The 26781-nt window shown below is 33.4% G+C and carries 19 protein-coding genes; 10 read left to right on the top strand and 9 right to left on the bottom strand.

Going from position 1 to position 26781, the window contains the following annotated elements:
• Positions 1-52: 52 nt before the first annotated feature.
• Positions 53-1096 (bottom strand): hypothetical protein, encoded by a 1044-nt coding sequence (locus QZ659_RS10300; protein ID WP_291725704.1) that lies wholly within the window; start codon positions 1094-1096, stop codon positions 53-55.
• 103 nt (positions 1097-1199) lie between these two features.
• Here QZ659_RS10300 and QZ659_RS10305 point away from each other — a divergent pair, with 103 nt between their 5' ends.
• Both QZ659_RS10305 and QZ659_RS10310 read left to right on the top strand, forming a co-directional pair.
• Positions 1200-1889: a hypothetical protein gene (locus QZ659_RS10305; protein WP_291725705.1), complete on the top strand. Its 690-nt coding sequence runs from the start codon at positions 1200-1202 to the stop codon at positions 1887-1889.
• A 118-nt stretch (positions 1890-2007) separates the two neighbouring features.
• Complete coding sequence (locus QZ659_RS10310) at positions 2008-2430, top strand: septal ring lytic transglycosylase RlpA family protein (RefSeq protein ID WP_291725707.1); 423 nt, start codon at positions 2008-2010, stop codon at positions 2428-2430.
• A gap of 63 nt (positions 2431-2493) precedes the next feature.
• Here QZ659_RS10310 and QZ659_RS10315 read toward each other — a convergent pair whose 3' ends face one another.
• Entirely contained in the window at positions 2494-3306 is an 813-nt protein-coding gene (locus QZ659_RS10315) for a DUF1206 domain-containing protein (RefSeq protein ID WP_291725709.1), read from the bottom strand.
• Positions 3307-3850: 544 nt separating this feature from the next.
• Between QZ659_RS10315 and QZ659_RS10320 the strand changes: the two genes are divergently transcribed.
• Complete coding sequence (locus tag QZ659_RS10320; RefSeq protein ID WP_291725711.1) at positions 3851-6946, top strand: T9SS type A sorting domain-containing protein; 3096 nt, start codon at positions 3851-3853, stop codon at positions 6944-6946.
• A 595-nt stretch (positions 6947-7541) separates the two neighbouring features.
• On the opposite strand, the gene QZ659_RS10325 is transcribed toward QZ659_RS10320, so the two are convergent.
• Positions 7542-9407, bottom strand: coding sequence for a mechanosensitive ion channel family protein (locus QZ659_RS10325; protein ID WP_291725714.1), 1866 nt, complete (start codon positions 9405-9407; stop codon positions 7542-7544).
• Positions 9408-9599: 192 nt separating this feature from the next.
• Positions 9600-11285 (bottom strand): glutamate formimidoyltransferase, encoded by a 1686-nt coding sequence (gene ftcD / locus QZ659_RS10330; RefSeq protein ID WP_291725716.1) that lies wholly within the window; start codon positions 11283-11285, stop codon positions 9600-9602.
• Between the two features lie 111 nt (positions 11286-11396).
• Between ftcD and QZ659_RS10335 the strand changes: the two genes are divergently transcribed.
• Positions 11397-11927: a hypothetical protein gene (locus tag QZ659_RS10335; protein ID WP_291725718.1), complete on the top strand. Its 531-nt coding sequence runs from the start codon at positions 11397-11399 to the stop codon at positions 11925-11927.
• 28 nt (positions 11928-11955) lie between these two features.
• Here the strand turns inward: QZ659_RS10335 and QZ659_RS10340 are convergent, their stop codons facing one another.
• A complete protein-coding gene (locus tag QZ659_RS10340; protein WP_291725720.1) occupies positions 11956-12438 on the bottom strand; it encodes a T6SS immunity protein Tdi1 domain-containing protein in 483 nt (160 codons plus the stop codon).
• Between the two features lie 118 nt (positions 12439-12556).
• On the opposite strand from QZ659_RS10340, the gene gatB reads away from it, so the two are divergent.
• Both gatB and QZ659_RS10350 read left to right on the top strand, forming a co-directional pair.
• Positions 12557-14050, top strand: a complete 1494-nt coding sequence (gatB, locus tag QZ659_RS10345; protein WP_291725722.1) for an Asp-tRNA(Asn)/Glu-tRNA(Gln) amidotransferase subunit GatB — start codon at positions 12557-12559, stop codon at positions 14048-14050.
• Positions 14051-14075: 25 nt separating this feature from the next.
• Positions 14076-14420, top strand: coding sequence for a hypothetical protein (locus QZ659_RS10350; RefSeq protein WP_291725724.1), 345 nt, complete (start codon positions 14076-14078; stop codon positions 14418-14420).
• Positions 14421-14523: 103 nt separating this feature from the next.
• Here QZ659_RS10350 and trxA read toward each other — a convergent pair whose 3' ends face one another.
• The 4 genes from trxA to QZ659_RS10370 all read right to left on the bottom strand — a co-directional run bounded on the left by trxA (position 14524) and on the right by QZ659_RS10370 (position 19586).
• Positions 14524-14841 carry a thioredoxin gene (gene trxA / locus QZ659_RS10355; RefSeq protein ID WP_291725726.1) on the bottom strand — a complete coding sequence of 106 codons (318 nt, stop codon included), beginning with the start codon at positions 14839-14841 and terminating at the stop codon, positions 14524-14526.
• Between the two features lie 481 nt (positions 14842-15322).
• Complete coding sequence (locus QZ659_RS10360) at positions 15323-15886, bottom strand: hypothetical protein (protein WP_291725728.1); 564 nt, start codon at positions 15884-15886, stop codon at positions 15323-15325.
• 92 nt (positions 15887-15978) lie between these two features.
• Positions 15979-17961 carry a dehydrogenase E1 component subunit alpha/beta gene (locus QZ659_RS10365; RefSeq protein WP_291725738.1) on the bottom strand — a complete coding sequence of 661 codons (1983 nt, stop codon included), beginning with the start codon at positions 17959-17961 and terminating at the stop codon, positions 15979-15981.
• A 1070-nt stretch (positions 17962-19031) separates the two neighbouring features.
• On the bottom strand, positions 19032-19586 hold the full coding sequence (locus QZ659_RS10370; RefSeq protein WP_291725730.1) for a hypothetical protein: 555 nt from the start codon (positions 19584-19586) through the stop codon (positions 19032-19034).
• Between the two features lie 180 nt (positions 19587-19766).
• On the opposite strand from QZ659_RS10370, the gene QZ659_RS10375 reads away from it, so the two are divergent.
• The 4 genes from QZ659_RS10375 to QZ659_RS10390 form a co-directional block, all read left to right on the top strand.
• Positions 19767-23123: a PAS domain S-box protein gene (locus QZ659_RS10375; protein WP_291725732.1), complete on the top strand. Its 3357-nt coding sequence runs from the start codon at positions 19767-19769 to the stop codon at positions 23121-23123.
• Positions 23124-23181: 58 nt separating this feature from the next.
• The gene (locus QZ659_RS10380; RefSeq protein WP_291725734.1) at positions 23182-24156 is read left to right on the top strand and encodes a hypothetical protein; all 975 of its coding nucleotides are present in this window, start codon (positions 23182-23184) and stop codon (positions 24154-24156) included.
• Positions 24157-24471: 315 nt separating this feature from the next.
• On the top strand, positions 24472-24846 hold the full coding sequence (locus QZ659_RS10385; protein ID WP_366935861.1) for a phasin family protein: 375 nt from the start codon (positions 24472-24474) through the stop codon (positions 24844-24846).
• 316 nt (positions 24847-25162) lie between these two features.
• Positions 25163-26781, top strand: a 1619-nt coding sequence (locus QZ659_RS10390) for an ABC1 kinase family protein (RefSeq protein ID WP_291725736.1), incomplete at its 3' end; no start/stop codon positions are given.

Raw genomic sequence — 26781 nt, forward strand, 5'->3', positions numbered from 1 at the left:
CTTATGATTTTAAAAATGCTATTTTTTCAAAGCACAAAGGTACGAAATTATTTTAATCTTTTGAAGTAGGTTCAAAATAAAATATTGGCTGCCCTATTCCATAGTATTCCCTGTATTCTCTCCAAGTTGGTATGATGGAATGAGCTTCTTTAGGTAAGCCTTTCAAAACTTCTTGGTAGAGTTCATAGCTATAAATATTCAAGTCCGAATTTTCACAAGAAATCAGAAACTGTAAGAAAAGTCCGATGGCTGTAGTTTCTTTGCTTTTGAAATATTCTTCTTCTGAGTGTAATGGTTTTTTTGGTTTTCTTATCACCTTTGTAGAGCTTTTACACTCTCTTCCTTTTGTTGTTTTGATTGAAAAATCATATAAAACGACTGAGGTTGATTGAGGAGAAACAACTACTTTTTCTTCTATCTCCTGTTGTTTTCTTTTTCCTTGTATCTTTATTTTCTTCGTAATCGTTTTTTTGTATTGTGGTAAACTGTCCCAATGAAAACAAAAATAGCTAGTGTCTAATTTTTGAGTTGTGATAATGTTATTCCTCAAGTCTTTTACTTCAATAGCTAAAGAATCAAGAATAAACTGTTCGTCCTCTGCTAATTCAAAATCAAGTAATTCTATAAAAATTTTAGTGCTGTCTCTCAGATATGTACTTTTAATATCTGCCAAAATATCTATTTCATCTAATCCTCCACATATATGAACTGCTCCTGTTTTTTTCATCCCAAAATACTTGTTTTTTCCTTTTCGTCCTCTACTTGCCCTTTCTGAAATAAAAGAACGGACAGTAAACCTCTTGATTTTATTGAAAGTAGAATCATTACTCTTATCAAACTCAATTCTATAACTTCCTGCTTCTTTATTTTTCCATTCTAAAATATTTCCGTTTTCTGTGTCCATTAAAGCTAAGTAGGTATTTTTCTGCAACGAAATGAGTTCATTTTTGCTGTTTGAACCATAAGAAAGTGTGTCGCCTATCTGTAAAGTATCTTGATTGGCACTGAAAGCATTGTAAGACAACAACACTACAGCTTTTTGAGCAAAGCAAGTGGAAGAGAGGAAAAATAGAAGTAAAGAAAATCGTATTTTCATTGTATCTAAGTTTATGTATGAAGAGTTTATTAAACCTCAGAATTTGCAAAATTATTTGTCTATTGATATTTTGTATTTTTATTGAATTTAAAAATACACAAAAATGAAAAAACTAACATTCACTCTGATTTGTACTTTAAGTATTGTTTTACAAATACAAGCACAAAAATCTCAAGTTAATTTATTTTCTGATACTCCATATACAACTTACACTGGTGTTGTTGAAGGTGGAGATTTGAAATATGAACAGGTAAAAGGAACTCCTTACACTAATGATTCTTTCCAAGAAGCTACTTTAGTAGGCGACAGTATAGGCTATCTCATAAGATATGATGCTTACAAACAAGTAATGCAGTTGAGAGAAAAAGATTATCATGGTGAAGCAAAAATTCTTCAACCTACAAAATCTTATCGTTTTGATTTGGTAGGAAAAAATCAATCTTATATTGCTGTAACCTATCCTTCTCTTGGAAAAGGATTTGGATTAGTAATATGGAACAATAATACAGGTGTTGAGCTAATCAAAAGACAAGTTGTTACTTTTCAGAAAGGCAGAAAAGGAAATGGAGGCTATCAAGTTGAAATTGCTGATGCTTTTAGTGAGATAAAAGAAAGTTACTTTATTCGTCTATCAAAAGATGAAAAACTAATAGAAATACCTTCAAGTAAAAAAGAGGTTTTTAAATTCTTGGGTGACGAAATCAAGAAAAAAGCGAAAGAAAACAAGCTAAACCCGAATAAAGAAGAAGACCTTATACAACTGATTAGTTTCAAGTATGGTACTTCTGAATAAAAAAATGAAACGCATCTCAATTAATTTTTTGGTAAGGCTTTTGTAAAATACTAACAAGTATAGAACTAATTTTATTTATCAAAATTATCCAAGTTTATCTTATAAAACCCTTCGAAAAATGAATTTAAAGTTTAAAAATATTTTGAAGTACAAAGTAAATGTGCTTTTCTTTTCTCTTTTATTAGTATTTTCTATGTCTTCTTGTGATGAGCTATTTGCTCCTATTGAAGACACTACAAGTGCAGGAGAATACACAGAAGAAGGTATTGCATCTTATTATGCAGACAAATATGAAGGCAGACCCACAGCAAGTGGCGAAATATTTAGACAAGATTTATTGACGGCAGCACACAAAACATTGCCCTTCGGTACAATGGTAACAGTTACGAATTTGAAAAATGGTAAGAGTATTAGAGTTAGGATAAATGATAGAGGACCTTTTGTAGCAGGCAGAATTATTGACCTAACAAGTAGAGGTGCAAGAGAACTAGATTTTATTCGTGATGGAATTGTGAATGTAAAAATAGAATATGATTTATAGGAAAAGTTATAGCATAAAAAAAACTCAATCCATTTTTTTATAGATTGAGTTTTTTTTATGGTTTTACGCTTGAATTCTAAATTCTTTTGCTCTGATAACCATAAAAAGTCCGTAGAGAGCCAAACCTAGAGCAACTAAACCAACTAACCATGCACTCGTTGAGGAGAACATAAATTCAAAGGCATTTTCTGTCCCTCCTGCTTTACTTGCATTGTTTTCAATAGCAGCTCTTGCTGTCAAATAACCAATTACCAAAAGGACTATACCTCTTGAGATGTAACCTACTTTTCCTGCTTCTCTGACAACTTCTTTTGTTTTCCTTGCTAAAGTATTTATTTTCTTCATGTGTTTGTCCGAAAAGCCTTTCCATATTTCATACCCTCCTTTTCCAATAATAACAAGAGCCAAAATACCAACAATAATACTACCAGCAGGCATGTCTAATATTTGAGCTATTACAGTAGAACGTCCTCCACCAGCATCATTTTTTACGCCTTGTATCGCCATTTTCATTGCAAAACTTGCTAAAGTACCATACGTAAATCCACTAATGAAATAGCCTATACGATTTATTTTATCCATTGCACTATCGTCATTATCTTTTTCTGGAGCAATAAATGCCTGTGTCCATCGCCAAGCAGTGTATCCGAACAGACCTAATGCAACAATACTTAACAAAATGCGTCCGAAAGGTTGTTCTAGAATAAATTGAAAAATACCTGTCTTACCATTTACATCTCCTCCTAGTCCAAAGGCTGTCATAGTGGCAAGTATGCCTATAAGGAAATATACTAACCCTTTCATAAAGTAGCCAGATTTAGCAAACTTTTCTAGGGAATCTTTTTTGTCTGTGGGTAATGAGCTAATCGAAATCATAAAAATAAATAGTTTAAAAAATTTTTGTTTGATTAATATTAAAAAATGAATAGTTGTAGTTTGTTGATAACTATCTGAATAATCAACCTTTATCTGTGTAGTTTTGTTACTGAAAATAAAACTAGAAGTAGCAAGTTTTGTTTGGTTTGCTATTTTCTATAATGAGAAACCATCTGCAAAGAGGTGGCAATATGTCTTTGGTTAAAGCATTGTACCTGAGTTTATTAATATGCTTTATAAAAGTATCAGACCGTGAAAAACATAATACCTGTTCAGAATTTTTTGTAACACAGAACACAGTTTTTGCCACTCTTGAATAAGCTCTTACTAACAAAATTTAATTCAAACAACATTCTTAATATTTTTATCTAGTTAAGATAAAGTTTTGTTGCCTTCTTTCTTTTTAGAAAAAAATAGTGTTTTTTTATTTGGGAATAAATACGAATTTTTACTACCTTAGAAAAGCATAAATATTATAGGTATTTATAAAATATTTTATTTTTAACTTCACACAATTTTTCAAAATTATTAATTTAAACTTTATATGAAACATTTATTCAGTTTTATGAAGTATGGTGTATTACTTCTTACCTTATTTTTATTTTGGCTTCCAGCTTACTCTCAAACGATAAGTTCCAACATTACTAGTGTAGATTGTGCAGGAGGTGCCACAGGAGTTATTGATTTAACAGTAAGTGGGTTTAGTGGCTCAGAAACTTATCTTTGGTCAAATGGTGCCACAACTCAAGATATTTCAAGTTTGTTGCCAGGCGAATATGATGTTACTGTGAGTGATGGAGGAGATACATACACCGCTCGTTATTACGTAGGCTATGACATAAGTTGGACAGATTTGCAAAACTTTACTCTGAATGGAGATGGAAATCTTCAAAAAGGAGCTACTTCAGGTTGGAATAGTGATGCTAACTCAGTAGAAACAGTTCCTGGTGCAGGTGGTGTTGCTTTTACAGCTTTTGAGACTACCTCTTCTTATATGGTTGGACTTTCTGCGAATGACACTGACCCCACTCTTTCATTTAGTGATATAGACTATGCAATTTATATAGTTTCTACAGGAGTAGTACGAGTTTATGAATTGGGTACATTTATAGGAGAATTTGGTGCCTATCAAGCAGGAGACCTTTTTACAATTTCTCGTAATAATGGTGATATTACTTATTCAAAAAATGGTAGTGTATTCTATACAAATAATAGTGCTATAAGTTCTTCTTTATTTGTTAGTGCTACCATGTTCTCAGCGAATGCTACCGTTCCACAAGTACAACTCACTAATTGTGATGTTATAAGTTCTGCTACTATTACCCCTGTAAGTTGTGCAACAGGAAGTTCAGTAGGTGCTATTGACCTTACTGTAACTCAAGGAAGTGGCACTTATACCTACCTATGGAATACAGGTGCAACAACACAGGATATTTCGGGTTTGACAGCAGGAAATTATAATGTTACTATTACAGATGTAGGTAGTGGACTTACCTATGAGGCTCGTTATACTGTAGGTTATGATTTGAATTGGACAGGTTTGGTTAATCAAACTGATAATGGATCTGGTAACTTAGTTAAAGATGCTTCTACAGGTTGGACAGGTGATGCAAGCTCGGTTGAGCGTGTTGTAGGAGATGGAGGAATTGCTTTTACAGCTTCTATTCGTAGTGCCTCTTATATGGTAGGCTTATCATATACTAATACTACAGGAGGTTTTTCTGATATTGGTTATGCTATTTATCTTAATAAACTTGGCGAGGTAGAAGTCTATCAACAAGGTATTTTTAAAGGTGATTTTGGTTCTTATACATCAGGTGATTTATTTAGTGTTACTCGCAGTGGTACTACTATCAGTTATTCTAAAAATGGTAGTGTTTTTTATACACAAAATAATGCTAACCCATCTGATCTTTTTGCAAGTGCATCCATTTATGATGCAAATGCAGTCACTCCTCAAGTACAATTTATAGATTGTCCTATTTCTTTGGATATTGCAACTACCCTAAGTAATTGTTCATCAGACGTAGGTTCTGCAACTGTAAGTCTAGTAGGTGAAAGTCTTCCAGTAACTTACTCGTGGACACCAGGAGGTTCTACAAGTGCAACTATCTCTAACCAATCAGCAGGTTTGTATGAAGTAACAGCTACTATAGCTAGTGCAGGTCTTAGTTTAAGTAAAACGGTAAGTATAGGTAATGTTATTAATTGGGAAGCCTCTAACAATGTCAACGTTACTACGACAGGAAATGTAGTAAGTAAAACAAATGCTTCTGGATGGACAAGTGGTGCTAATTCAGCAGACCAGTTGAGCCCTAGAGTTGATGGATGGGTAAACAATACAGTTAACTCTACTACAAATTCATATATGTTTGGTTTAGGGTTACCTAATACTTCTGCTTATTTTTCATCAGTTACTTATGCTTGGTATATAGTAGCAGGAGGAATTGCTTATCCTAGTTATAACTCTCAAACAACTACTTCGGTTTCTTATCAATTAGGAGACAATTTCCGTGTAGCTAGAGAGGGGAACAGTGTTAAATTTTATAAAAATGAAGTTGTAGTTTATCAACAAACTGTAAATACTGAAGAACGACTTGTTGCTGATGTTGCTATTCATACTGCTAGTGGAAGTACAGGTATTTTACAACATTCTTTTTGTGGTACTACAGGTGGCGAGAGTTATTCTGCAGTAGTTACAGACTTAGATTGTGGAGGTTCAGGACTAGGAAGTATTGATGTTACTGATGTTGGAGGATTTACTTATTCTTGGTCAAATGGTGCAACTACGCAAGATATTAGTGGTTTATCTGCTGGAGTTTATACTTTAGAGCTATCCTTAGGAGGGCAACTATATGATAGAAGTTCTTACTTTGTTGGAGCTCCAATTACTTGGACGGGTTTAACAGATTTTACTTTAGAAGATAATCGTTTAAGAAAGACATCTACCACAGGTAGTTGGAGTAGTTCAGCTAATTCTACATCTTCTATATCAGGAGACGGTGGTCTGTCTTTCTTAGCTGTTACTAATTTATCTTATATGGTAGGGCTTTCATCTCAAGAACAAGGAGTTGGTTATTCAACTATTGACTATGCTATTTATTTAGCTTTGGGTAAAGTATTTGTCTATGAAAATGGGGTGTACAGAGGAGAATTTACTACTTATGAAGCAGATGATTACTTTGAAGTCAGACGTACAGGAACTACAGTTAGATATTATAAAAATGGAGCATCTTTTTACACTAGTACAGTAAGTAGTAGTGGAGCATTGATTGCTGATGTAAGTATGCATTCAGCAAGTGGATTAATGCCAAAAATAACATTTAATAGCTGTTCTACTCCTTCTACTGCACCTCCACTTACCAAAATAAAAGCTGTAAGTGACATTACAAAAGAAGGTATCTTTAGTATTTATCCAAACCCAAGTGCGGGAATATTTAAAATACACTTTGAAAGTATATTATTATCAGATACAGAAGTAACAGTATTTGATGGTATTGGTAGAAAGGTAAGTACACAAACTTTCAAAGAAGGAAGTCAAGAATTCAAAGTTAATTTGACTAACCAGCAAAAAGGAGTGTATTTAATCCATTTTAATCAAAATGGAGCAACTTATTCAAGAACGGTTGTTATTAAATAAGCAGCAAAGTTAAAATAAAGTGTATCGCAAAAAAGAGGTTGTATAAAAAATGTTATTTATACAGCCTCTTTATTTTTTTGTCCAAAGTAAAAGTAGGATTTTTGCAAAAATAAAAGCCAACCAAATTTTATTTGTTTAAAAGCTTATTTTCTTCATAGCGTTGGGTTTGCAAACCCTATGAAGAAACGAATTTTTGATAATCAATTAGTATAATAACGTGAAATCGGAATTGTATTTCTTGATTATCAATAAGTTATGGCATTCTTTTAATCTTCGGTACTGCCCTTTGGGCTGACCTTGATTAAAAGTAGGTCAGTCTCGTTAGAGCAGACCGAAAATAGTTTTTGTAGTGTATAGAGAAGCATTTAAGATTGGTTTTTAATCCCAAGTTCACGTTATAATACCGAGTTTACGTTAGTTTTTAATGAGGAATATTAAGTAATTGATGGGTGCAATTTGTTTCGTAACAACTATTGTCAAGGTCTGTTTTTTCTTCGAAAAAGACCATTGACAAAGTTGAAACTAGCTTTTTAGAAAATTGCACTAACATTCAAAAGTAACAAAATTGTAGGATATGATTACTTAATTAACTGTTTTAGTCTTCAAACTCTTTTCTGTCTTTAGTCAATACTCCATCTTCATCACTTTTTGGATTTACTTCTTTGCTTTTACTGTTACTAGAACTGTTATTTTCATATTTTTGAAGCAAGACTCTTTCTTTTGAAAGATAGATACCATTTTCTAATTCAGCAACATATTTTAATATTTTCTCACGAATATCACAATGCAGAATCCACGCTGTTGAAGGGTCTTTTGCACTACATAAAGCTCTCATCTCAATTCCTTCTTTTGAGCTTCCAATAACTTGTAATTTTGGTGGTTTTGCTTCATCATAATTATCTGATGCTTTCAAGAGTTCTGAAAATTTTTGTCGTACTTTTTCTACATCAATATGAAAGTCTGCGTAAATCATTATTGGTTTCATAAGATGTGGGTCGTTCATAGACCAGTTTTCGAAAGGCTCTGTGATAAAATGTTTTAGGGGAACAATGACTCTTCTCTCATCCCACGTTTTGATAATCAGATACGTAAAACGAATATCTTCTACTGTTCCATACTGATTTTCAAAATAAATAGTATCTCCAATTCTAGCTGGTTTTGTAATAGCAATCTGCATTCCTGCAATAATATTTCCGAGTGTACTTTGTGCTGCAAGTCCTAAAACAACTGTCGCTACTCCTGCCGATGCCATCAGCGAAATACCAAGGTTTTGTAAAGATTCAAATTGTGAAAGAACTAAGCCGATGCCTATCGCAATAACCACAAACGTAAAAACTCTACGAGCTACTGAAATGTGAGTAAGATAACGCCTAGATTCTAAATTTTCTTCGTCTGAAATATCTCCTACTTGTGTTTCTGAAATTCTATCAATAATATATTCTACTACACGAAGTATGAGCCACGTAAAAGAACCAATGACGACTACAAGCATTATCGCATAAAAAATAGGCGACAGTGAGCCAGAAATAGAAAGAAAATTGTTCATTATGAAATAAAAAACAAGCACACCTACTGCTAAAGAAACAGGAGGAGCTATTTTGTCACCAATCTCATCTACCCAATGTTTATCATAAAGTTTTACTAATTTATTTATAGCAAATGCAATGAGTCTTCCTAATAAATAACAAGCCAAGCCAAAAATAATCATGCCCAACATTTTCCAGGCTTGAATGCCTAAGATTTCAAACTCTCCCCATTCTGGAACGAGACGGTCTAACTTAGAAGGTGCATACTGTTCGTACAAAAGCTCAATATTTTCGACAGTATTTGCAGAAATGACCCATACAGGAGCTTTGTCCTTTATTTTTACTCTATCCAAACGCAAAGGTATAGAACGCCCATTTAACGGAAGTGAACCAAAACGAATACTTTTTTGAGCTTTTCCAGAAATAGATTTATTCCCAGCTCCTGCTTGATTGATTTGTCCGTCAGGTCGGTCAGGAAGGTCGTCCCAGTTAATGCTAACTCGTTTGTCTATGACATAGTACAACTTTTCTGCAAGAGTAGCTGCCTTTTCTGAACGTATTTTTTGTGGTAATAAGTTAAAATTGAGTGCATGAGCAGCCAATTCATATTTCTTTTCTTGACAAGCCAAGATAAAATGCTCCATGGCTGCCTGTGGAGTTTGAAGATTAATAAACTCTTCTGAAGTTGACAGTCCTTTATTTAGTTGTTTTAGGTTGAAATAATAATCATTGTGTTCCCCTATAAAAGAGCGTTCATCATCTGTATCTAAAAGTGTATCGACTACAAATTTTTTATCAGGAAGCTCATCTTTATTAGAAGCCGTATTTTCGGTACTATCGTTTTGAGCAAAAGTGAAAATTGAGAGAATAGAAAATAAAACAAACAGAGATAATCGTACAAAAAAATGTGTTTTGTAGTGAGTAAAAAATGTCATTACAAGAAAAATATTTAGTCTAAAAAATGTGTTGTGTCTTTTCTTAACTCAGTTTTGAAGTGATAGTTTAAAGTTTTTTAAAAAGTAGTATTTAAAACTATTGTTTTAGTGGGTATGTGAGATTTAGAAGATTTTCATATAAAAAAACTCGTTGAAGGTTATAGTTTAACCCTCAACGAGAATTTTCTTTAGCTACATCTCTTCTATTGCTTTCTCCACAATTTTTAGAACTTTCTTTTCTCCCTCTTTGGCTATTGTATAATATTCTTTAGCCTTTGTTAGGACATTTTCAACAAATACTTCATCATTATAAGAAGCAATATTGATTTTTACATTTAGATATGCACCACGAAGTGCAGCACGCAGACAAAGCGCACCTACACCTGTATCTGAGGCAGAGTTTGGATTTCCTGTCTTAGCTAATTTTTCTAACCACTCAAACGTAGAAGCGCAAATTTCCATCACTTTTAGAGGAACTTCAATGGCATTTTTAGTAGCATCAGCAATAGCTTGTGTTCTTGCTTCAATTTCTGCTTCGTTTTCCTTTGGCATACCAAAAGCATCCATAATGGCATTGAAAGCATTTGTATCTTCATCTACTAGAGCCAAAAGCTGATTTTTGTAGTTTTGCCCTTCTTCTGCTAACTCTGAAAATTCTTTCCAACGTTTGTCCCAACCTCGTTTGTGTGAAGAAAGGTTAGCTACCATCGTTCCCAAAGCAGCTCCCAAACTTCCTACATAAGCAGAAATAGAGCCTCCTCCTGGTGCTGGCGATTCAGAGGCTGTTTCTTCTGCAAATTCAGTTAAGTTTTTTTGAAGTAATGGCGTGTTAGACGTATCTGCAATTTTATACTCAATGATTTTTTCTTGTGGATAGAAGGGTTTTAAATCATCCAAACCCATAGATTTGATGGCGATTTTGATAAGTTCTGCCTCTGAAACGCCAGTAGAGCGTTGTTGCTGTTCTAAAAAATATCTCCCTGCCGAAGTCATCATTTCTAAAGGCACTAAACCTACTATTTCAGTTCCTGTTACTCGCATTCCACGAGAATCTGCACTTTTTCTTGTTTCTTCAAAGGCTGTATGTAGAGGGGTTGCTCTCACATCAGTAATATTCATAGAAACCTGTGCAATGCCATATTCTTCGATATACCAGCCAATTCCTTTTGTGCCTTTACACGTTCCTTGTTGTCTTAAAGGTTCACCATTTTCATCTGTTTTTATTTTTCCAGTAATCGGATTTCCTTCTCTCAATACTCTTCCTGCTTCACGAACATCAAAAGCAACAGAGTTGGCACGCCTTGCAGAAGTTGTGTTTAGGTTAAAATTGACTGCAATCAAAAAATCTCTTGCACTAATAGCTGTTGCTCCTGTTTTGGGTCTGAATTCAGATTTTCCATAATCTGGTTTTTCTGTTTTGATACGTTCTTTTAAGCCTTCATATTCTCCCATTCTGACAAAAGCCAAATTTTTACGTTCTTTCTTTGTGGCAGCGTTTTCATATAAGTAAACAGGATAATCCAATTCTGTGCCTACTCTTTTAGCTAGTTTATGAGCAAGTTTTGCAACTTCTTCCATAGAAATATTGGCAATAGGAATGAGTGGACAAACATCAGTTGCTCCAAAACGAGGATGTTCTCCTGTATGTTTGCTCATATCTATAAGTTCTTTAGCTTTTTTCATGGCTAAAAAAGCAGCTTCCAAAACAGGCTCTGGCTCACCTACAAAGGTAACTACGGTTCTGTTGGTAGCTTTCCCAGGATCGACATCAAGAAGAGAAACACCTTCTACACTTTCAATTTCGTTTGTAATCTGTTTGATAATATTCATATTGCGACCTTCTGAAAAATTAGGAACGCATTCTATGAGTTGTTTCATTGTGTTTGTTGATAAATAGTTGGCAATATTTTACTGGAGTTAAAGGTAAAAAATAATGATTGATTTTGTACCTTAAAGAAATCAGAACTTCAATAAAAATTAAATTTACCTATGACTCTACTGCCCTACGAAAACTTAACTTACAAAACACATCTTTCAAAAGAAGAAATAGTTAGACGAATACAACAAGAAACCGAACCTAAGCAGATGTTTAGAATGAGGGGATTTTTGGCTTCTAACAAAAAATATAAAGCCTATGAAGGAGAAATACAGCCAAATAATTTTAAAATCAATCGAATTATTGGGTATCGCAACTCTTTTTTACCACAAATAAAGGGAGAAATAGAAGACCAAACAGAATATACACTTATTCATATTAAAATGAGACTACACACTTTTGTCATAGTATTTTTGATAATCTGGCTTTTCTTTATGACAGGAGTAGGTTCGATAGTTGGTTTGACTTTATTTCAAGAGCCAGAAAATCAATCTTTTACAAGCCTAATTTTTTTCATGCCTATTCTGATGGCAATTCTTATTTCTGTCATAACCTGCTTGGCATTTCATTATGAAGGAAACAAATCTAAAGAATTTTTTGAAAAACTTTTTGAAGCAGAGAAAACAGAGCAAAAAAAAGAATAAGATATTTCAACAGAAAAAACAACTTTGTTTATTTTGATTTCAACTCAATAGAGTTTATGATAACTCCGTTGGATAACTTTTGGACTTTTTCTTGAAGTTGCCCGCAAATAGTAAAATGAACTTCTATATCTGTTATTTCATAGTTTTGAGCTTCATATTCTCCTCCTAATGTTGGTATTTTTTTGTATCCATAAAGAAATCCTTTTGTAAGTTTGGGCTGGTTTTGATGAATTTCTTTTAATAGGTTAGGTAAAAACCATTCTTCAAATATTTTTTCACTATTTAGCTCTGCTTCAAATTCTTGTAATGAATCTGCTATTTTTTTAGATTCTCCTTGTCCTGTCATAAGCCAATAAACTCTGTCTTTTTCATCTGTGTAAAACAAGTCTCCGATACTTGTAATTAAAATTACTTTTTTCTGTTCTCCTACAAGCCATTTCCAACTCTCTAGTAGTTGTAGAGAATCAAAGTGTGTAAAGTCAATCGAAAAATCTGACCATTCTAAGTTCATATATTTAAAGTTTAGATAAAAATAGTATTTCTTCTTATTCTATAAATTTACACAGAAAAAAACTATCTTTGCATCTTAGTTTTGCTATAAAAATATACGTTTCAATATAAGTTCTACAATGAGTTTACAAGAAGTACAAGAAAAATTAGATAAATATTTTGAAAAATATGAGGTAGTAATTGGACTTGAAGTTCACGCCCAACTTCTAACCCAAACAAAAGCCTATTCTTCTGACCCTAACGAATATGGCAGTCTGCCAAATACGAATGTAAGTGTAATTACGCTTGCTCACCCTGGAACGCTTCCAAAATGCAATAAAAAAGTATTGGAGTATGCAATCAAAATGGGAGTAGCTTGTGATAGTCAAATTACAGAGTACAATATTTTTGATAGAAAAAATTATTTTTATCCTGATTTGCCAAAAGGCTATCAGATTACACAAGACAAAACGCCTATTTGTAGAGGAGGTTTCGTTACGATTACATTGCCAAGTGGAGAAGAGAAAAAACTAGAACTCACACGTATTCACATGGAAGAAGATGCAGGAAAATCGATGCACCTTGCTGCCGAAGTAGATACGTTAGTAGATTTGAACCGTGCTGGTGTTCCTCTAATAGAAATTGTTTCAGAGCCGTGCTTGCGTGCTAGTGAAGAAGCATATTATTACTTGCAAGAAATTCGTCGTTTGTTACGCTACTTAGAAATTTGTGATGGTAACATGGAAGAGGGTTCTATGCGTTGTGATGCCAATATTTCTGTGCGCTTGAAAGGAGAAGAAACGTATCGCACTCGTGTGGAAGTCAAAAACATGAACTCATTTAGAAATGTTCAGAGAGCGATTGATTTTGAAACTGTAAGACAAATAGAAATTTATGAAAATGGAGGCAAAATAGACGGAGAAACTCGTATGTTTGATGCCAATACAGGAATTACGTACAGCCTTCGTACAAAAGAAACACTAAATGACTATCGCTATTTTCCAGAACCAGATTTACAGCCTTTGGTGGTTACAGAAGAATATTTAGAAACGGTTAAAAAATCGCTCCCTGCACTTCCACGTGAATTAAAAGAGCGTTTTATGAAAACGTATCAGCTTTCTGAATATGATACAAACATTCTGATTGATGATAAAGAGACGGCTCTCTATTTCGATGAGCTTTGCCAAAAAACAGATAATTATAAGGCTGCTTCTAATTGGATTACCAATATTGTCAAATCCTATTTGAATGAAAACAAACTTTCTTTTACTGATTTTTCTTCAAAGATGAGTACAGATAAAATGGTAGAACTGATTGCTCTTGTAGATGCAAATAAAGTGAGTTTTGCGTTGGCTGCTCAAAAACTTTTCCCTGCGCTTATTGAAGATACAAGCAAGTCGCCAGAAGAAAAGGCAAAAGAATTAGATATGATTCAGAGTAGTGATGAAGATTCTATTTTACCTATCGTAAAGGAAGTTTTGAATCAGTTTCCAGATAAAGTAGAAGAATACAATGGTGGAAAAACAGGACTTTTGGGGATGTTTATGGGACAGGTCATGAAAAAATCTAAAGGAAAAGCAGACCCTAAAGTAGCTAGTGCGCTAGTAGCACAAGAATTGGAAAAAATGAAGTAAAATACACTCTAAAGTTTATAATATTATGATAATAGGAATTTTTCTTATCTACTTTTTGGGGAAAGCCTTCTATAACCTTGCTAAAAAAGCTGGTAAATCTACATCTTTGCAATGGCTCTTTGCTTTTTTAGGTGTTCTCTCTTATTATGTGGGAACATTCATAGGAGGAATAATCGTATTTCTAATTATTGACTTGTTTCTTCCTCAATATTATGAACTTATGGAAAATGATATTGCTATTGCTTTGATAGGTCTTGTCTTTGGAATTGCAGGCTGTTGGACGTTCTACACCATTCTTAAAAATATTTGGAACAAGCAAGAGAGAGAAACGTACATAAAAGATGATAACATTTTAGATGCAGATTTATAGAAAGTCAAATACTTTTATCTTTATTCCAAATAAACTTTAGCATAAAAAAACTCTGTTTTCAAACTTTGAAAACAGAGTTTTTATTTAGAAAGGTTTTTTAGAACTATACAAGTTTACCAATACGGTCCTCAAGTTCTTTTTTAGTAGTTGTTCCCACGATTTTCTCTACTACTTCTCCATTTTTGAAGATAAGAATAGTAGGAATATTGCGTACACCAAACTCTACAGTAAGTTCTGAATTAGAATCTACATCTACCTTTGCAATTTTTGCTTTGCCTGCAAAGTCTTTTGAAAGCTCATTTACGATAGGTGTCATCATCTGACAAGGACCACACCACTCTGCCCAAAAATCAACTAATACAGGTTGATCCGTATTAATAAGCTCTTTAAAAGTTGCTTGAGTTGCTTCAATAGCTGCCATAATATTAAATTTCTTTGTAAAAAATGAATAATTATATAAAAATATAGTTGGATTCTTTCCCAAACTAAAATGAATTAGCTTTATATTTCTAAGAGTGTACAAATATAGTGCTTTCTATATTGTCATGTTTAGAAAATTGATTGCTCTGTCATTTCGTCAGTCAAAGTAATAACTCTTGAAGAGGTAGTTATGTTTAATAACATCAAGTCAAGACTTTAGATATTTAAGATAGATAGTAAAATATCGTCTTACTTAGTATATTTTTCGTGATTGCAAAGTTATATTCTTATTCAAATACAGTTACAATTTATTTTCTTCAGACAGAATCAGATCTATTGTAGAAAAATCTTCTCTCTTCTTTTTACTCTTTTATAGTTTAAACTAATCACATAAAATATATAAAGATGAGTGATAGCTATTTTTATATTTACTCACTTTGATAGGAGAGCTAAAATTATTTCTCGCTAATACTGTGTTCAGCTTAATTTGAGCTCCATATTATATTTTTTTGATTAACGCTATTTTTTCCTCCAATGATAATTTGGTCAAGAAGGGCGTCTTGGTCAGTACTATTTCTAAGAGTGTCGTGTGGAAATCCTTTTACGGTTTTTATGAACATTATACCTACTTTTTGTAAATTTATAGAATCTCCTTCACTTACTATAGTTGTTTCAAAATCAAAACTTTCTTTTGCTTTTAAGTTTGATAATGAATACCATGAAGCATTACAATGAAAATCCTTATCCACTTTATAGCTACTAGGAATAATTTCAAGAGAATAAACAATTTCACCACAAGTTCTACCTAGATATGAAATAGTTGTATCTGAGTTATTGGTAATAATACATTTTATTTTCATTGCATGCTGTGGAACACTATCATAGTGTGAAATATACCTAACAGTATCTAAAATATCATATGCGAATGAAATATTTTCATTAGAATAACTAGAATAGTTTATATGATTATTCTTTATTTTTTCTTCCTTATTTTTGTTACAGGCAGTAGCCAATATTATTAGCACAGATATTATAATAAATCTCATGTTTCCTAAATCTAATTTTATCTAACTAAAAACCGTCATACTGAAAGGTTATGAGTCAGTATAACGGTTTTTATTATTATAATTCTGATAACCTAATACTGCAACAGCGTTCTAAGTTTTTCTAAGAAACGGTTATAAGGTAAGAAGTTTTTCTCTAGGTCTGCACTAAACGGAACAGCCGTATCAAGACTTCCTTCACGCATAATTGGTGCATCAAGGTTAGTAAAAAGATGTTCTGCAATCCACGCTGAAATCTCTCCACCTATTCCACCTGTGAGGCAGTCTTCGTGCAGAATGATTACTTTTCCTGTTTTCTTAACTGTTTCGCTTACAGCTTCCTTGTCCCAAGGCAAAAGTGTTCTTAAATCAGTGATTTCTAAAGAATGATTTTCGCCTAATTCTTCTGCTGCTTTCTTTGCCCAATGTACGCCCATTCCATAGGTGATAATACTGACATCTTCTCCTTCTGCAACAGTAGCAGCTTTCCCAATAGGAAGCGTGTAATAATCATCATAAATTTCTTCTGAAATAGAACGGTACAAAGCCTTGTGTTCGAAGAAAATAACTGGGTTAGGGTCTTCAATGGAAGCATTCAACAAGCCTTTTGCGTCGTAAGGTGAAGAAGGATAAACTACCTTTAATCCTGGTGTGTGTGCAAACCAAGCCTCATTAGATTGTGAGTGGAAAGGACCTGCTGCTACGCCTGCACCAGTTGGCATACGCACCACCACATCTGCGTTTTGTCCCCAACGGTAATGCGATTTGGCTAGGTTGTTAATGATTTGATTAAAACCACAGGTTACAAAGTCAGCAAACTGCATTTCCATCACAGCTTTCCAACCACGAATAGAAAGTCCAAGACTTGCCCCCACAATGGCAGATTCGCAAAGTGGTGTGTTTCTGATACGCTCTTTTCCAAACTGTTCTACAAAACCCTCTGTAATTTTGAAAACTCCTCCATAATCTGCTACATCTTGCCCCATTATAGTCATTTTTGGATAACGCTCCATACTCTGACGCAGAGCATCTGAAACAGCATCGACTAAACGTTTTTGCGTTTGATTACTGCTAATAGGTGCAATGAGTTCTTGCTGATGAGAAGCATACATGTCTGTAACTTCTTCTTCTGTGTTCGGCTCAATTTGAGGAAGTTCTAAAGCTGCATCTAAGGCATCTTTTATATCCTCAAAATATTCTTTTCTAATTTCTTGTGTTTGTTCTTCTGTCAGAATATTATTTTCTATCAAGAACTTTTCATAATTTGTTACAGGGTCTTTTTTCTCCCACACTTCAAAGAGTTCTTTCGGAACATATTTTGTTCCAGATGCTTCTTCGTGTCCACGCATACGGAAAGTAATCATTTCTAGTAGAACAGGCTTCGGATTTTCTCTCATTTCCTCTGCCAATTTTTTTACTGTCGAATACACTTCCAAAATATTATTTCCATCTACTTGTACGGCTTTCATCCCATAACCAATCCCTTTATCTATAAATTGCTTACAACGAAACTGCTCGTGGCTTGGTGTAGAAAGTCCGTATCCATTATTTTCTATCACAAAAATAGTAGGCAAATCCCATACGGCGGCAACATTTAATGCTTCGTGAAAATCTCCTTGTGAAGTACCACCATCACCAGTGAAAGTAACTGTGATTCGCTTTTTGCTTTCTAAAATATCAGCAAGTGCAATACCATTGGCAACAGCCAGTTGAGGGCCAAGGTGGGAAATCATTCCAACAATATGATGTTCATTTGTTCCGAAGTGGAATGACCTATCTCTACCCTTCGTAAAACCTTCTTTTTTTCCTTGAAACTGTGCAAAAAGCTTTTTAAGACCTATTTTACGAGATGTAAAAAGTCCTAAGTTTCTATGGAGTGGTAACAAATATTCGTCTGTTTGTATGGCTTCTGCAACGCCTACTGAGATAGCTTCTTGTCCATATCCAGAAAACCACTTTGTGATTTTACCTTGTCGGAGCGCAATGAGCATTCTGTCTTCAATCAAACGAGGTTTCAAAAGAGTTTTATACAAATGGATAAGTTGTTCATCTGAAATATCTGTTCTGTCAAAAATCATTTCTTCCTCTGAATAGGTTTTTCTGATTTCTGCATCTTTGTTTTCTTTTGTGAGGCTATTTTCTTCAACTTTTTGTTCAAGAGTAGCCTCTACTGTGATTTGTTCTTCTGTGTTGTTCACTTCTTCTGTAAGTAATTGTGTTTTGTGGTCTTTATCTTCTAACAAATTGTTTTCTATTGTTTGTGCTTCCATTTCCAATTCTTTTTGGATGGAATCAATTTTATCTTGCAAAGATGAAGTTTCTTCTTTTTCTTTTGAATTGAGGTTTTTAGAAAAACCATTGAGATAAACCTTAGGCTTAGGCAAATCTTGTGAAAACTCTATATTTCTAAAAAAGTCGTCGTCTTTGTCTATTTCTTTTCCTTCTAGTTCGATTTCTATCTCTATTTTCTCTTCTTCCAACTCTTTGTGCATTTCCTCTAATTCTTCTCTTAGGCTATTCATCTCTTCTATCGAAAAAGTATCTTCTCTGTCTAAAGGACTAGAAAAAGTAGCAGTTTCATCTTCTAAATCTTCAGTTTTTATACTGTCATTTTTTGGCTCTTCATCATCAAAAGCCATATCTAAAGGATTTTTTGCTTTTTGGGGAGTGCTTTCTTTCTCTTCTTCAAAAATCATATCTAAAGGACTAGATGCTTTTTTAGAAGTAGTCTTTTCCTCTATATCTTTATTGGTTTTATTTTCATCATCATTATCAAAAACCATGTCCAACGGACTGACAGATTTTTTACTTGTTGTGTCTTTGTTTTTTTCTTGTTGCTCTTCTTCTTTGCTTTCTTCTTTTTCTGATTTAGCTTTAGCTTCCTGTTCAGCTTTTAAGGCTCTTTCTAATGGATTCATAATCTATACTATTGAAAAATGATGAGTTGGCTTATTGGTTGTTAGGATAGAAGTTGTAATAGAAAAATATACAACTAATTTTTTGAATGCAAAACTGTGAAATTTTGCTCTAATATTCTAAAATACGCATTTTTTTTTGAAAAAATACTCTTGGAAAGATAGTTTTTCGACTAAGATATTTTTTATTCTTGTTGGGCAATACATAAATAACGACAGAAAAGCTATACATTTTACTCAAAAGGAATCAAATCTATTTCAACATGTACTCCCTTAAATTTTTTTTGCCCAAGCAAATTATAGGAGTATTCTGGAACGGCTTTGTAGATAATTTCACTTTTAGCTACCACCGTAAGAAAATGGTCGTAGGCTTGAATATCAAAGGAATCTCCCAAAATATTATTAAAAACATGAGAGCTACTCAACACGCCAGCTTCAATATGATTTTCTTGAGAGTAGTCGTACAAATCCATAGAGGTTAGAATAGATTCTTTTTCGTTGGCGTAGTATTTTGCATTGAGTTTGGATTCAATTCGAAGTTCGATATTGGTAAATTGTTTAAAAAACTCAACATCTCTGACAGCAATATTTTTAATTGGATTTTTCCCACTCTTGGCAAACACTACAATAATTTCAAGATTAGGATTGATGAGTTTTACTTGTAAAAGTTTTTTATAAAATGAGTGCAAACGAATATAAGGTGAAATAAGAATTAATCTTTTCTCAGCTTTTTCTATAATTTCTCCTACCTTATGATTGAGAGCATTTCCTGTTAAAAATTTTGGCATATATCAAAAGTACGAATAGTTTGTATTTTTGAAGATAAAAATAACTATAAAATTAAAATAAGGTATCTAACTCAAATGAAAATACTATAATTATAAGGTCAGAAAATTTCTAATACTAATTTTTTTACGTAATTTGAGTTTAGTCTTCATAATTTTAGATAGGTGCAGTAAATAACTTTTATGGAAAGACCAGAATTTAATCCACTTTCAGACCCTAAATTAGCTCATTCAGATAATAGTCCGTATGCATGGTTGTCGCATTTACCTGTTTTGGTTTGGCAAACAAATGCTGAGCTTGTAGTGGAGAATATTATGGGAGCATTGACAGAGGAGTTTGAAATTGATACCACTAAAATTATTCAAAAAACAGTTTGGGTATTAGAAGAAGAAAAAGGCAATGAGTGGGTTTTTTCGGCGCAGTCGCACGCTGATGTGCTTTTAGGAGAAGAGTTTTACTCAATTATAAATTATAAAGAAAAGTTTTATCGTCTTCAAATTACGGCTCTCAAAAAAGGAAGTAAACTTGTCGGTACAGCAGGAATGCTAACCAAAATAAATCTAGGACAACCTAGCGAAAGTACCACTGATTCTACTTCAAGCTCAACAAATGATGCTCTAATTTATAAATGTGCAGAATTACTCCCTTCCCCTACACTAATTTTTTCTGCCACAGATAATGAAATAGAGGTAGCCAATGAGCCATTTCTTAAATCATTCAAATATGATAGAGAAGAAATTATAGGGCAGTCTATCAATATGCTTATTGGTAGTAGCGACCTATCTCAAATTCGAAACCGTACACGTAGAAGAAGAGTTGTACGAACATTTGAGATAAAGATGAGACGCAAGGAGCAAGGAAAGTTCTTTTGGGTCAAGATGGCTGTTCAGATGATGCAAATAGCCCAACAAAAACATTATCTACTTCAGTTTACAGACATTACAAAGAGTCGTCATAATGAAGGCAAATGGCGTTCTCTTATCAAATTTGCGCCTGATTATGTATTGCACGTAGATTTAGATGGTAATATACAGTACATCAACCGTACTCCGAAGGAAACTTCTATTTCAGAAATGATGGGTAGAAATGTTTATGGCATCATTACACCTAATGAAAGAGGACAACTCAAAAAAATATTCGAACAAGTATATGAAACTAAAAATATAGGACGTTTTGAAAGTCTGATTTATAATTTTAATACTCAATCTCGTACCACATGGCTAAGCATCAGAATAGCTCCTATGATGACAGACGACGAGGTAACAGGGTTTGCTCTCATTGCTTCAGACATTACAAAAGCAAAACAAAATCAAGAACAGTTGAGCCAAAGTGAAGCTAAAAACAAAGTTTTACTAGATACTATTCCAGACCAAATGTTTTTACTCTCAGAAGATGGAACTATTTTGGATTACAAAGCAGACCAACAAGACTACTATCATTTGCAAAACCCTGTGGGCAAGAAAATAGGAGATGTTTTTCTACTGATGGTTTCTGGAAAAGTAGAACAAACTATTCAGAAAACGCTACTGACAAAAAAACCACAATCTATCCAATACAACCATCTTACAAAAGATGAAGGCTTGATTCATTTGGAAGCTCGTATGAACCTCAGCACGAGAGGAGAAGTCTTGATGATTGTTAGAAATGTTACAGAACAAAAGCGAAATGAGGAAGCTATAGTAAAAAATAGACAAGAATATAAACAACTACTCAATAATATTGATGAAATTGTATATGCAGTAGGTATAGACCCCAATAATGGCACATATCAACTCACATTTGTAAGCGAACACTTGCAGTCCGTTCTCAATTACCCTCTTGATTTTTTTGATGAAGGATTTATTCCTTGGATGCGTGTTATTCATCCAAAAGATAGAAGGCAGGTATTAGAAACTACACAAGAAGCGATATGGAAACAAACTAAAATATCTAGAATATTCAGAATTTTACACCACACAGAAAAAAAATATTTGTGGCTAGAAGAACGTATCAATCCACAATTTGATAATTTGGGTAATCTGATAGGGTTTTTGGGAGTGGCAAGAGATATAACGCAAGAAAAAATTGCAAAAGAAGAAAATCAGAGACTTATTTCGCTCATCGGAAGTAGTCATGAATTTATTGGACTGACAGATAAGGACGGAAATATAAAATTTATAAACGAAGCTGGCAAAACCTTATTAGGTGTAGATGAAGAAAATCTATACAACAAAAAAAATAGAGAGGATGTAATAGGTACAAGTATTTTAGAATATTTTACACGTTCTTCTCAAGAAAAAATAAGAACAGAAGTATTGCAGTTTGCTAGGTATGAGTCTTGGGAAACCGAACTTCGAATTATCAATAGAAGAAAATACATGCCATTAGATGTAGCTGTTTCTTTCTTTCCCATAAAGCTCAACGAAACTCAAGAGACTACTTCTATTGCTGTTGTGATACGTGATATTAGCGAGCGCAAACGTTCTGAAAGAAAAATAAAACAAAGTGAACAGAAATATAGAACGCTTATAGATACAATGCGTGAAGGAATCATTGTATTAAATGGTAAAGATGAAATTGTATATGTCAATGAGCGAGTATTAGAACTTTTAGGGCATGTACAAGGTGAATTACTTGGTAAAACTATTGATAAATTACTTTTTCCAGATACAATAGATGAAGAGTCGCACAGTACAATTCAAAAGAGAGTAAAAATACAACCTGAACAGTATGAATTACAACTTCGCAAAAAATCTGGTGATGGATTATGGACATGGATAAGTAGCAATCCAATAAAGTCTGACCAAGTAGAGTCTTTAGGGACAATTTTGGCAGTTGCTGATATAAATTCGTTGAAAGTAGCACAAAATGAGATTGTTTCTGTAAATAAAGAAATGGAACAGCTGCTCTACCGTTCGTCGCACGATTTGAAAGGACCGATTAGTTCAGTAGAAGGTGTTTTGAATCTTTTCAGAATAGAAAAAAGTGGAGATGCTACTGTACAGCAATACACAACAATGATAGAAACCTCTGTCAAAAAATTAAGCGAACTCATCAAGGATTTGACCAAAGTATCCTCTATCAAACAAGGAAAATTAAATACAAAGGTCATAGATTTTGAAGAACTCATAAACAGTATCATCAATACATTTTCTTTCTATGAAAACTATGAAAATATTGATTTTAGAGTGCATATAAATACAAAAAAAGAGTTTTGCACAGACGAAAGTTTACTTTATACTATTATTCAGAACTTTATTGAGAATGGTATTAAGTATTCTAAGCGTTTTCAAGACAATGCACTGGTGCAGGTTACAGTAAAAGACACTAGCAGAGGCGTAGAAATGGAGTTTTTAGATAATGGAATTGGTATTCCAAAGAAATATCAATCCACTATATTTGATATGTTTATTCGTGCCAGCGACCAAGCCAAGGGAAGTGGACTAGGACTTTACATTGTTCAGAATGCTATCAAAAAATTAGGGGGAACGATTCACTTAGAAAGTGAGCCTCACGAAGGCTCTATTTTTACAGTCAAATTGCCTTGTATGAATTTGTAAATGATTTTGAAACGACTGTTGGATATATTATCAATACATTTTTTACTAGAAAAAACTTATGAAATACATAGTTGCCCCCCTTATACTTTTACTATTGCCTTTTGCTGTTTTTTCTCAAGATAATTTTGTCTTAGAAAAATTCCAACCTATTCCTAAAAAAGTCAAAAAAATAAGTGGCGTTCAATATAGTATCTATAAACAAGATACTACAAGAGAAGATTTTTCAGAATACAATTTTGATGAAGCTGGAAATTTGATAAAATGGGAACAATTTCTTTACCATGCTGGCGAAGAACGAGAATATGATTCGTTAGGAAGAATTACAGAATTAGAAGGGGTATATGGCGAAAGTTTTGCTAATGGAACTGTCTCTTATTCTTACCTTTCAAAAAATCAGAAAATTGAAATTTATGATAAAATGGGTTTCTATCAGTATGTAAAATCGAACTTTGTATTTGATAAAGATAAGATAGTTCAAGAAGTAAGATATGATTCTACATTTGATAAAATGGATAACTATGGTTCTAGTAATAAAGTGAATATTAGTTATTCGTATGATAAATATGGAAACTTAGCAGAAGAATTACATTTTCTTGATTCTGCAACAGAAATGATTTATGAGATGCACGCCATCTACAACAAAAACTCTTTGCTCAATAGAAGTGAACATTTTTCTGAAAAAAGTCATAATTATGAGAGTGCTGATATAAAAACAGAAGAATATTTTTATATCGAAGAAGGAGACTTCAAAGGAAAAGTAAAGAAAAAAGTGCTTAAAGCAACACTTTCGCATATTGATACGAAAACAGAAACTATTATAACCTATACTTATAAAAAGCTAGGTAAAGATTCTTATACAGTTGAGATAAGGCATTTTTCAAGTGGAAAACTTACTTGGCATCAGAAAAAAACATACAATAACGATTATTTAGTTAAATTAGAAGAGTATAATACATTGGAAAGCTCAAGCGAGCCTAAACTATCTTCTTGGACAGAATACACTTACTCTTTCTATCCAACAAGCAATGAATAGATGGCTGAAAATGACTAATGGTCATTTTATAAATGTTGGTTTGTTTTTTGTAAAAAAAATACTTGTTTTATTGAAAAAATTGAAACAAAAGTATCATTTTTATAGAAATGAACGAAATATTCAGTTTTTGTAATAAAAAACTTGGATTTTAGTGCAACTTATTGTTACTTTGTATCGTTATTGGTATGCAAGCATAACAAAAAAACTTTTTTAGTGTGTGTAAAAAGTGAACTTGTTTCAGCGATTTAAAACTTAAATTACTGACTTGCTGTATAACTTTTTATTCCAAATAAAAACCTTTTAAATTTTAGTCTTATGGAAGATTTATTAAAGAAACTCGTTTATACTGGTGTTGGTGTTGTTTCATTGACTGCTGAAAAATTACAAGAAGTAGTTGACAAATTAGTTGATGAGCGCAAAATCTCTGCTGATGAAGGAAAAAAATTAGTAGATGAGTTTTTCGACACTACTGAAGAAAAGAAAAAAGAATTCGAAGGACAGCTTTCTTCTATCGTAGAAAAAGTAGTTCGTTCTTTCAAATTTGCTTCAAACAAAGAAGTTACTGAACTTACTGAGCGTGTTAAAGTATTAGAAGCTAACGCTGGTATCGTAGGTGAAGTAGAGCAAAGCGAAAAAAAAGCTACTAAAACTGTAAAGAAAGCCCCTGCTAAAGCTGCTGCTGCAAAATAATCAAAGGTGATTTACAAATTGCATTACCTTTTTGCACCTTAGCAATTAGTTATTGATAAATAAAGCCAAATTTCTGTCTTTCCATAACAAAAAGACTGGAATTTGGCTTTTCTGCTTTATATATGTAATTTTATATAAGTAAGTCAATGGAAAATTTAAAATGGATAATTGATAATTAAATCATTGATTCACAGAACAGAGAAAAACCACCGTTCGTTGGTCTTTTAGTGTAGCAACACCAACAATTTTTTTATCATGTCCAGTACTCTAAGAATAATTATCCATTGTCCATTAATGAATTATCAATTCAGTCTATATGTTTTTTCAAAATACCGTTAAAAATATAAATCGCCTCAGACAGCTTATTCAAGTATTGTTGAAATATGGTTTTGAAGATATTGTAATGAATACACCTCTTCAAAAACTGATTCCACCACGCACAACACTCACTTGGACAAGTAATGAAGCAGGAGAAAGTGAGGCACTGATGGTATATTCCACTCGTTCCGAACGTGTCAGAATGGTTATTGAAGAGTTAGGACCAACCTTCGTAAAGCTGGCTCAAGTGCTTAGTAATCGTCCAGACTTTGTGCCTGAAGATTTGATTGTAGAGTTTAAAAAATTACAGAGCAGTGTTCAGCCTTTCGATACAGAAATTGCTAAAGAAATTATTTTTATAGAGACTGGACAAACGACAGAAGAACTTTTCCAATTTTTTGATGAAGTGCCGATTGGAGCAGCCTCTATTGGACAAGTACACCGTGCTAGGCTACATACAGGAGAAGATGTAGTGGTAAAAGTTCAGCGTCCTAATGTGCGTGCAAAAGTAAAGACTGACCTTGCCTTACTCTCTGAATTTGTTCGTCTTACAGAAAACTTTTTTATCTCGGCTGGTATTCTAAACCCTTTAGAAGTAGTTACGGCATTTGAAAAGACAATGCAGAAAGAACTGGATTACATGACTGAAGCAAGGCACATGGAACAGTTCAGAAAAATGTATAGAGACAAAAAAGAAGATTTTCATGTTCCGAAGCCTTATTTAGATATTTCAACTTCTAAAGTTTTGGTAATTGAATATGTAAGTGGTTGTAAAATTACGGACATTGCACAGCTTGAAGCTTGGGGTTTAGACTCAAAACGCATAGCTGAAAAGGGAATGGATATTTACCTAACTCAAATCTTCGAATACGGACTTTTTCACGCCGACCCTCACCCTGGGAATATTTTGATAAAACCTAACGGAAAAATTGTTCTGTTAGATTTTGGAATGGTAGGAAAACTAATGACTCATCAAAAATTTGCTTTTGCTGGAGTGTTTATCAATCTTGCCAAACAAGATGCTCGTGGAATGGCTGCTAATCTTCGAAAGCTCGCCATTGATAGTGAGATTGAAGACATGCGAAGTTTTGAGTACGATTTGCACGAACTGATTGAGGAGTTTGTTGTTTTGGATGCTGCTGGCGATATGGGAATGGCAGACTTGACAGAAAGATTACAAAAAATAATTTATACCTATCGTTTAGAAATGCCCGGAGTGGTGTTCTTGATTTTGCGTGCTTTAGTAATTTTGGAGGGAATTGGTAACACGCTTCATCCAGAATTTCAAAGTTTGGAGTATATTCGTCCTTATGGTGTCAAGATTTTGGCAGAGGAATATTCAGTAGCAAATGTCAATTCAGAACTTTCCTACACACTGACCGAATTTGGAGGACTTTTATATAATTTCCCTTCTGAAATTCGATATATTCTCAAAAAACTTAGAAAAGGAGAGTTTAACTTCGATATCAAAGTTCAAGCAGATGAGCCGATTCTTAGGAAAGCTGAATCAATTACCAATCGCTTGACTTTTACTATGCTTATCTGTGCTTTGGTGGTTTCTGCAACTATTTCACTAAGTGCAGAATTTCCAGCTTATTTAGAAACGGATGGTGGAAT

The sequence above is a fragment of the Bernardetia sp. genome, from assembly GCF_020630935.1.
GTDB lineage: Bacteria > Bacteroidota > Bacteroidia > Cytophagales > Bernardetiaceae > Bernardetia.

Excerpts from the sequence above, each read along its gene's own strand:
- QZ659_RS10300 (WP_291725704.1), bottom strand. The coding sequence starts at position 1,096 with ATGAAAATACGATTTTCTTTACTTCTATTTTTCCTCTCTTCCACTTGC.
- QZ659_RS10305 (WP_291725705.1), top strand. The coding sequence starts at position 1,200 with ATGAAAAAACTAACATTCACTCTGATTTGTACTTTAAGTATTGTTTTA.
- QZ659_RS10310 (WP_291725707.1), top strand. The coding sequence starts at position 2,008 with ATGAATTTAAAGTTTAAAAATATTTTGAAGTACAAAGTAAATGTGCTT.
- QZ659_RS10315 (WP_291725709.1), bottom strand. The coding sequence starts at position 3,306 with ATGATTTCGATTAGCTCATTACCCACAGACAAAAAAGATTCCCTAGAA.
- QZ659_RS10320 (WP_291725711.1), top strand. The coding sequence starts at position 3,851 with ATGAAACATTTATTCAGTTTTATGAAGTATGGTGTATTACTTCTTACC.
- QZ659_RS10325 (WP_291725714.1), bottom strand. The coding sequence starts at position 9,407 with ATGACATTTTTTACTCACTACAAAACACATTTTTTTGTACGATTATCT.
- ftcD (WP_291725716.1), bottom strand. The coding sequence starts at position 11,285 with ATGAAACAACTCATAGAATGCGTTCCTAATTTTTCAGAAGGTCGCAAT.
- QZ659_RS10335 (WP_291725718.1), top strand. The coding sequence starts at position 11,397 with ATGACTCTACTGCCCTACGAAAACTTAACTTACAAAACACATCTTTCA.
- QZ659_RS10340 (WP_291725720.1), bottom strand. The coding sequence starts at position 12,438 with ATGAACTTAGAATGGTCAGATTTTTCGATTGACTTTACACACTTTGAT.
- gatB (WP_291725722.1), top strand. The coding sequence starts at position 12,557 with ATGAGTTTACAAGAAGTACAAGAAAAATTAGATAAATATTTTGAAAAA.
- QZ659_RS10350 (WP_291725724.1), top strand. The coding sequence starts at position 14,076 with ATGATAATAGGAATTTTTCTTATCTACTTTTTGGGGAAAGCCTTCTAT.
- trxA (WP_291725726.1), bottom strand. The coding sequence starts at position 14,841 with ATGGCAGCTATTGAAGCAACTCAAGCAACTTTTAAAGAGCTTATTAAT.
- QZ659_RS10360 (WP_291725728.1), bottom strand. The coding sequence starts at position 15,886 with ATGAGATTTATTATAATATCTGTGCTAATAATATTGGCTACTGCCTGT.
- QZ659_RS10365 (WP_291725738.1), bottom strand. The coding sequence starts at position 17,961 with ATGATTTTTGACAGAACAGATATTTCAGATGAACAACTTATCCATTTG.
- QZ659_RS10370 (WP_291725730.1), bottom strand. The coding sequence starts at position 19,586 with ATGCCAAAATTTTTAACAGGAAATGCTCTCAATCATAAGGTAGGAGAA.
- QZ659_RS10375 (WP_291725732.1), top strand. The coding sequence starts at position 19,767 with ATGGAAAGACCAGAATTTAATCCACTTTCAGACCCTAAATTAGCTCAT.
- QZ659_RS10380 (WP_291725734.1), top strand. The coding sequence starts at position 23,182 with ATGAAATACATAGTTGCCCCCCTTATACTTTTACTATTGCCTTTTGCT.
- QZ659_RS10385 (WP_366935861.1), top strand. The coding sequence starts at position 24,472 with ATGGAAGATTTATTAAAGAAACTCGTTTATACTGGTGTTGGTGTTGTT.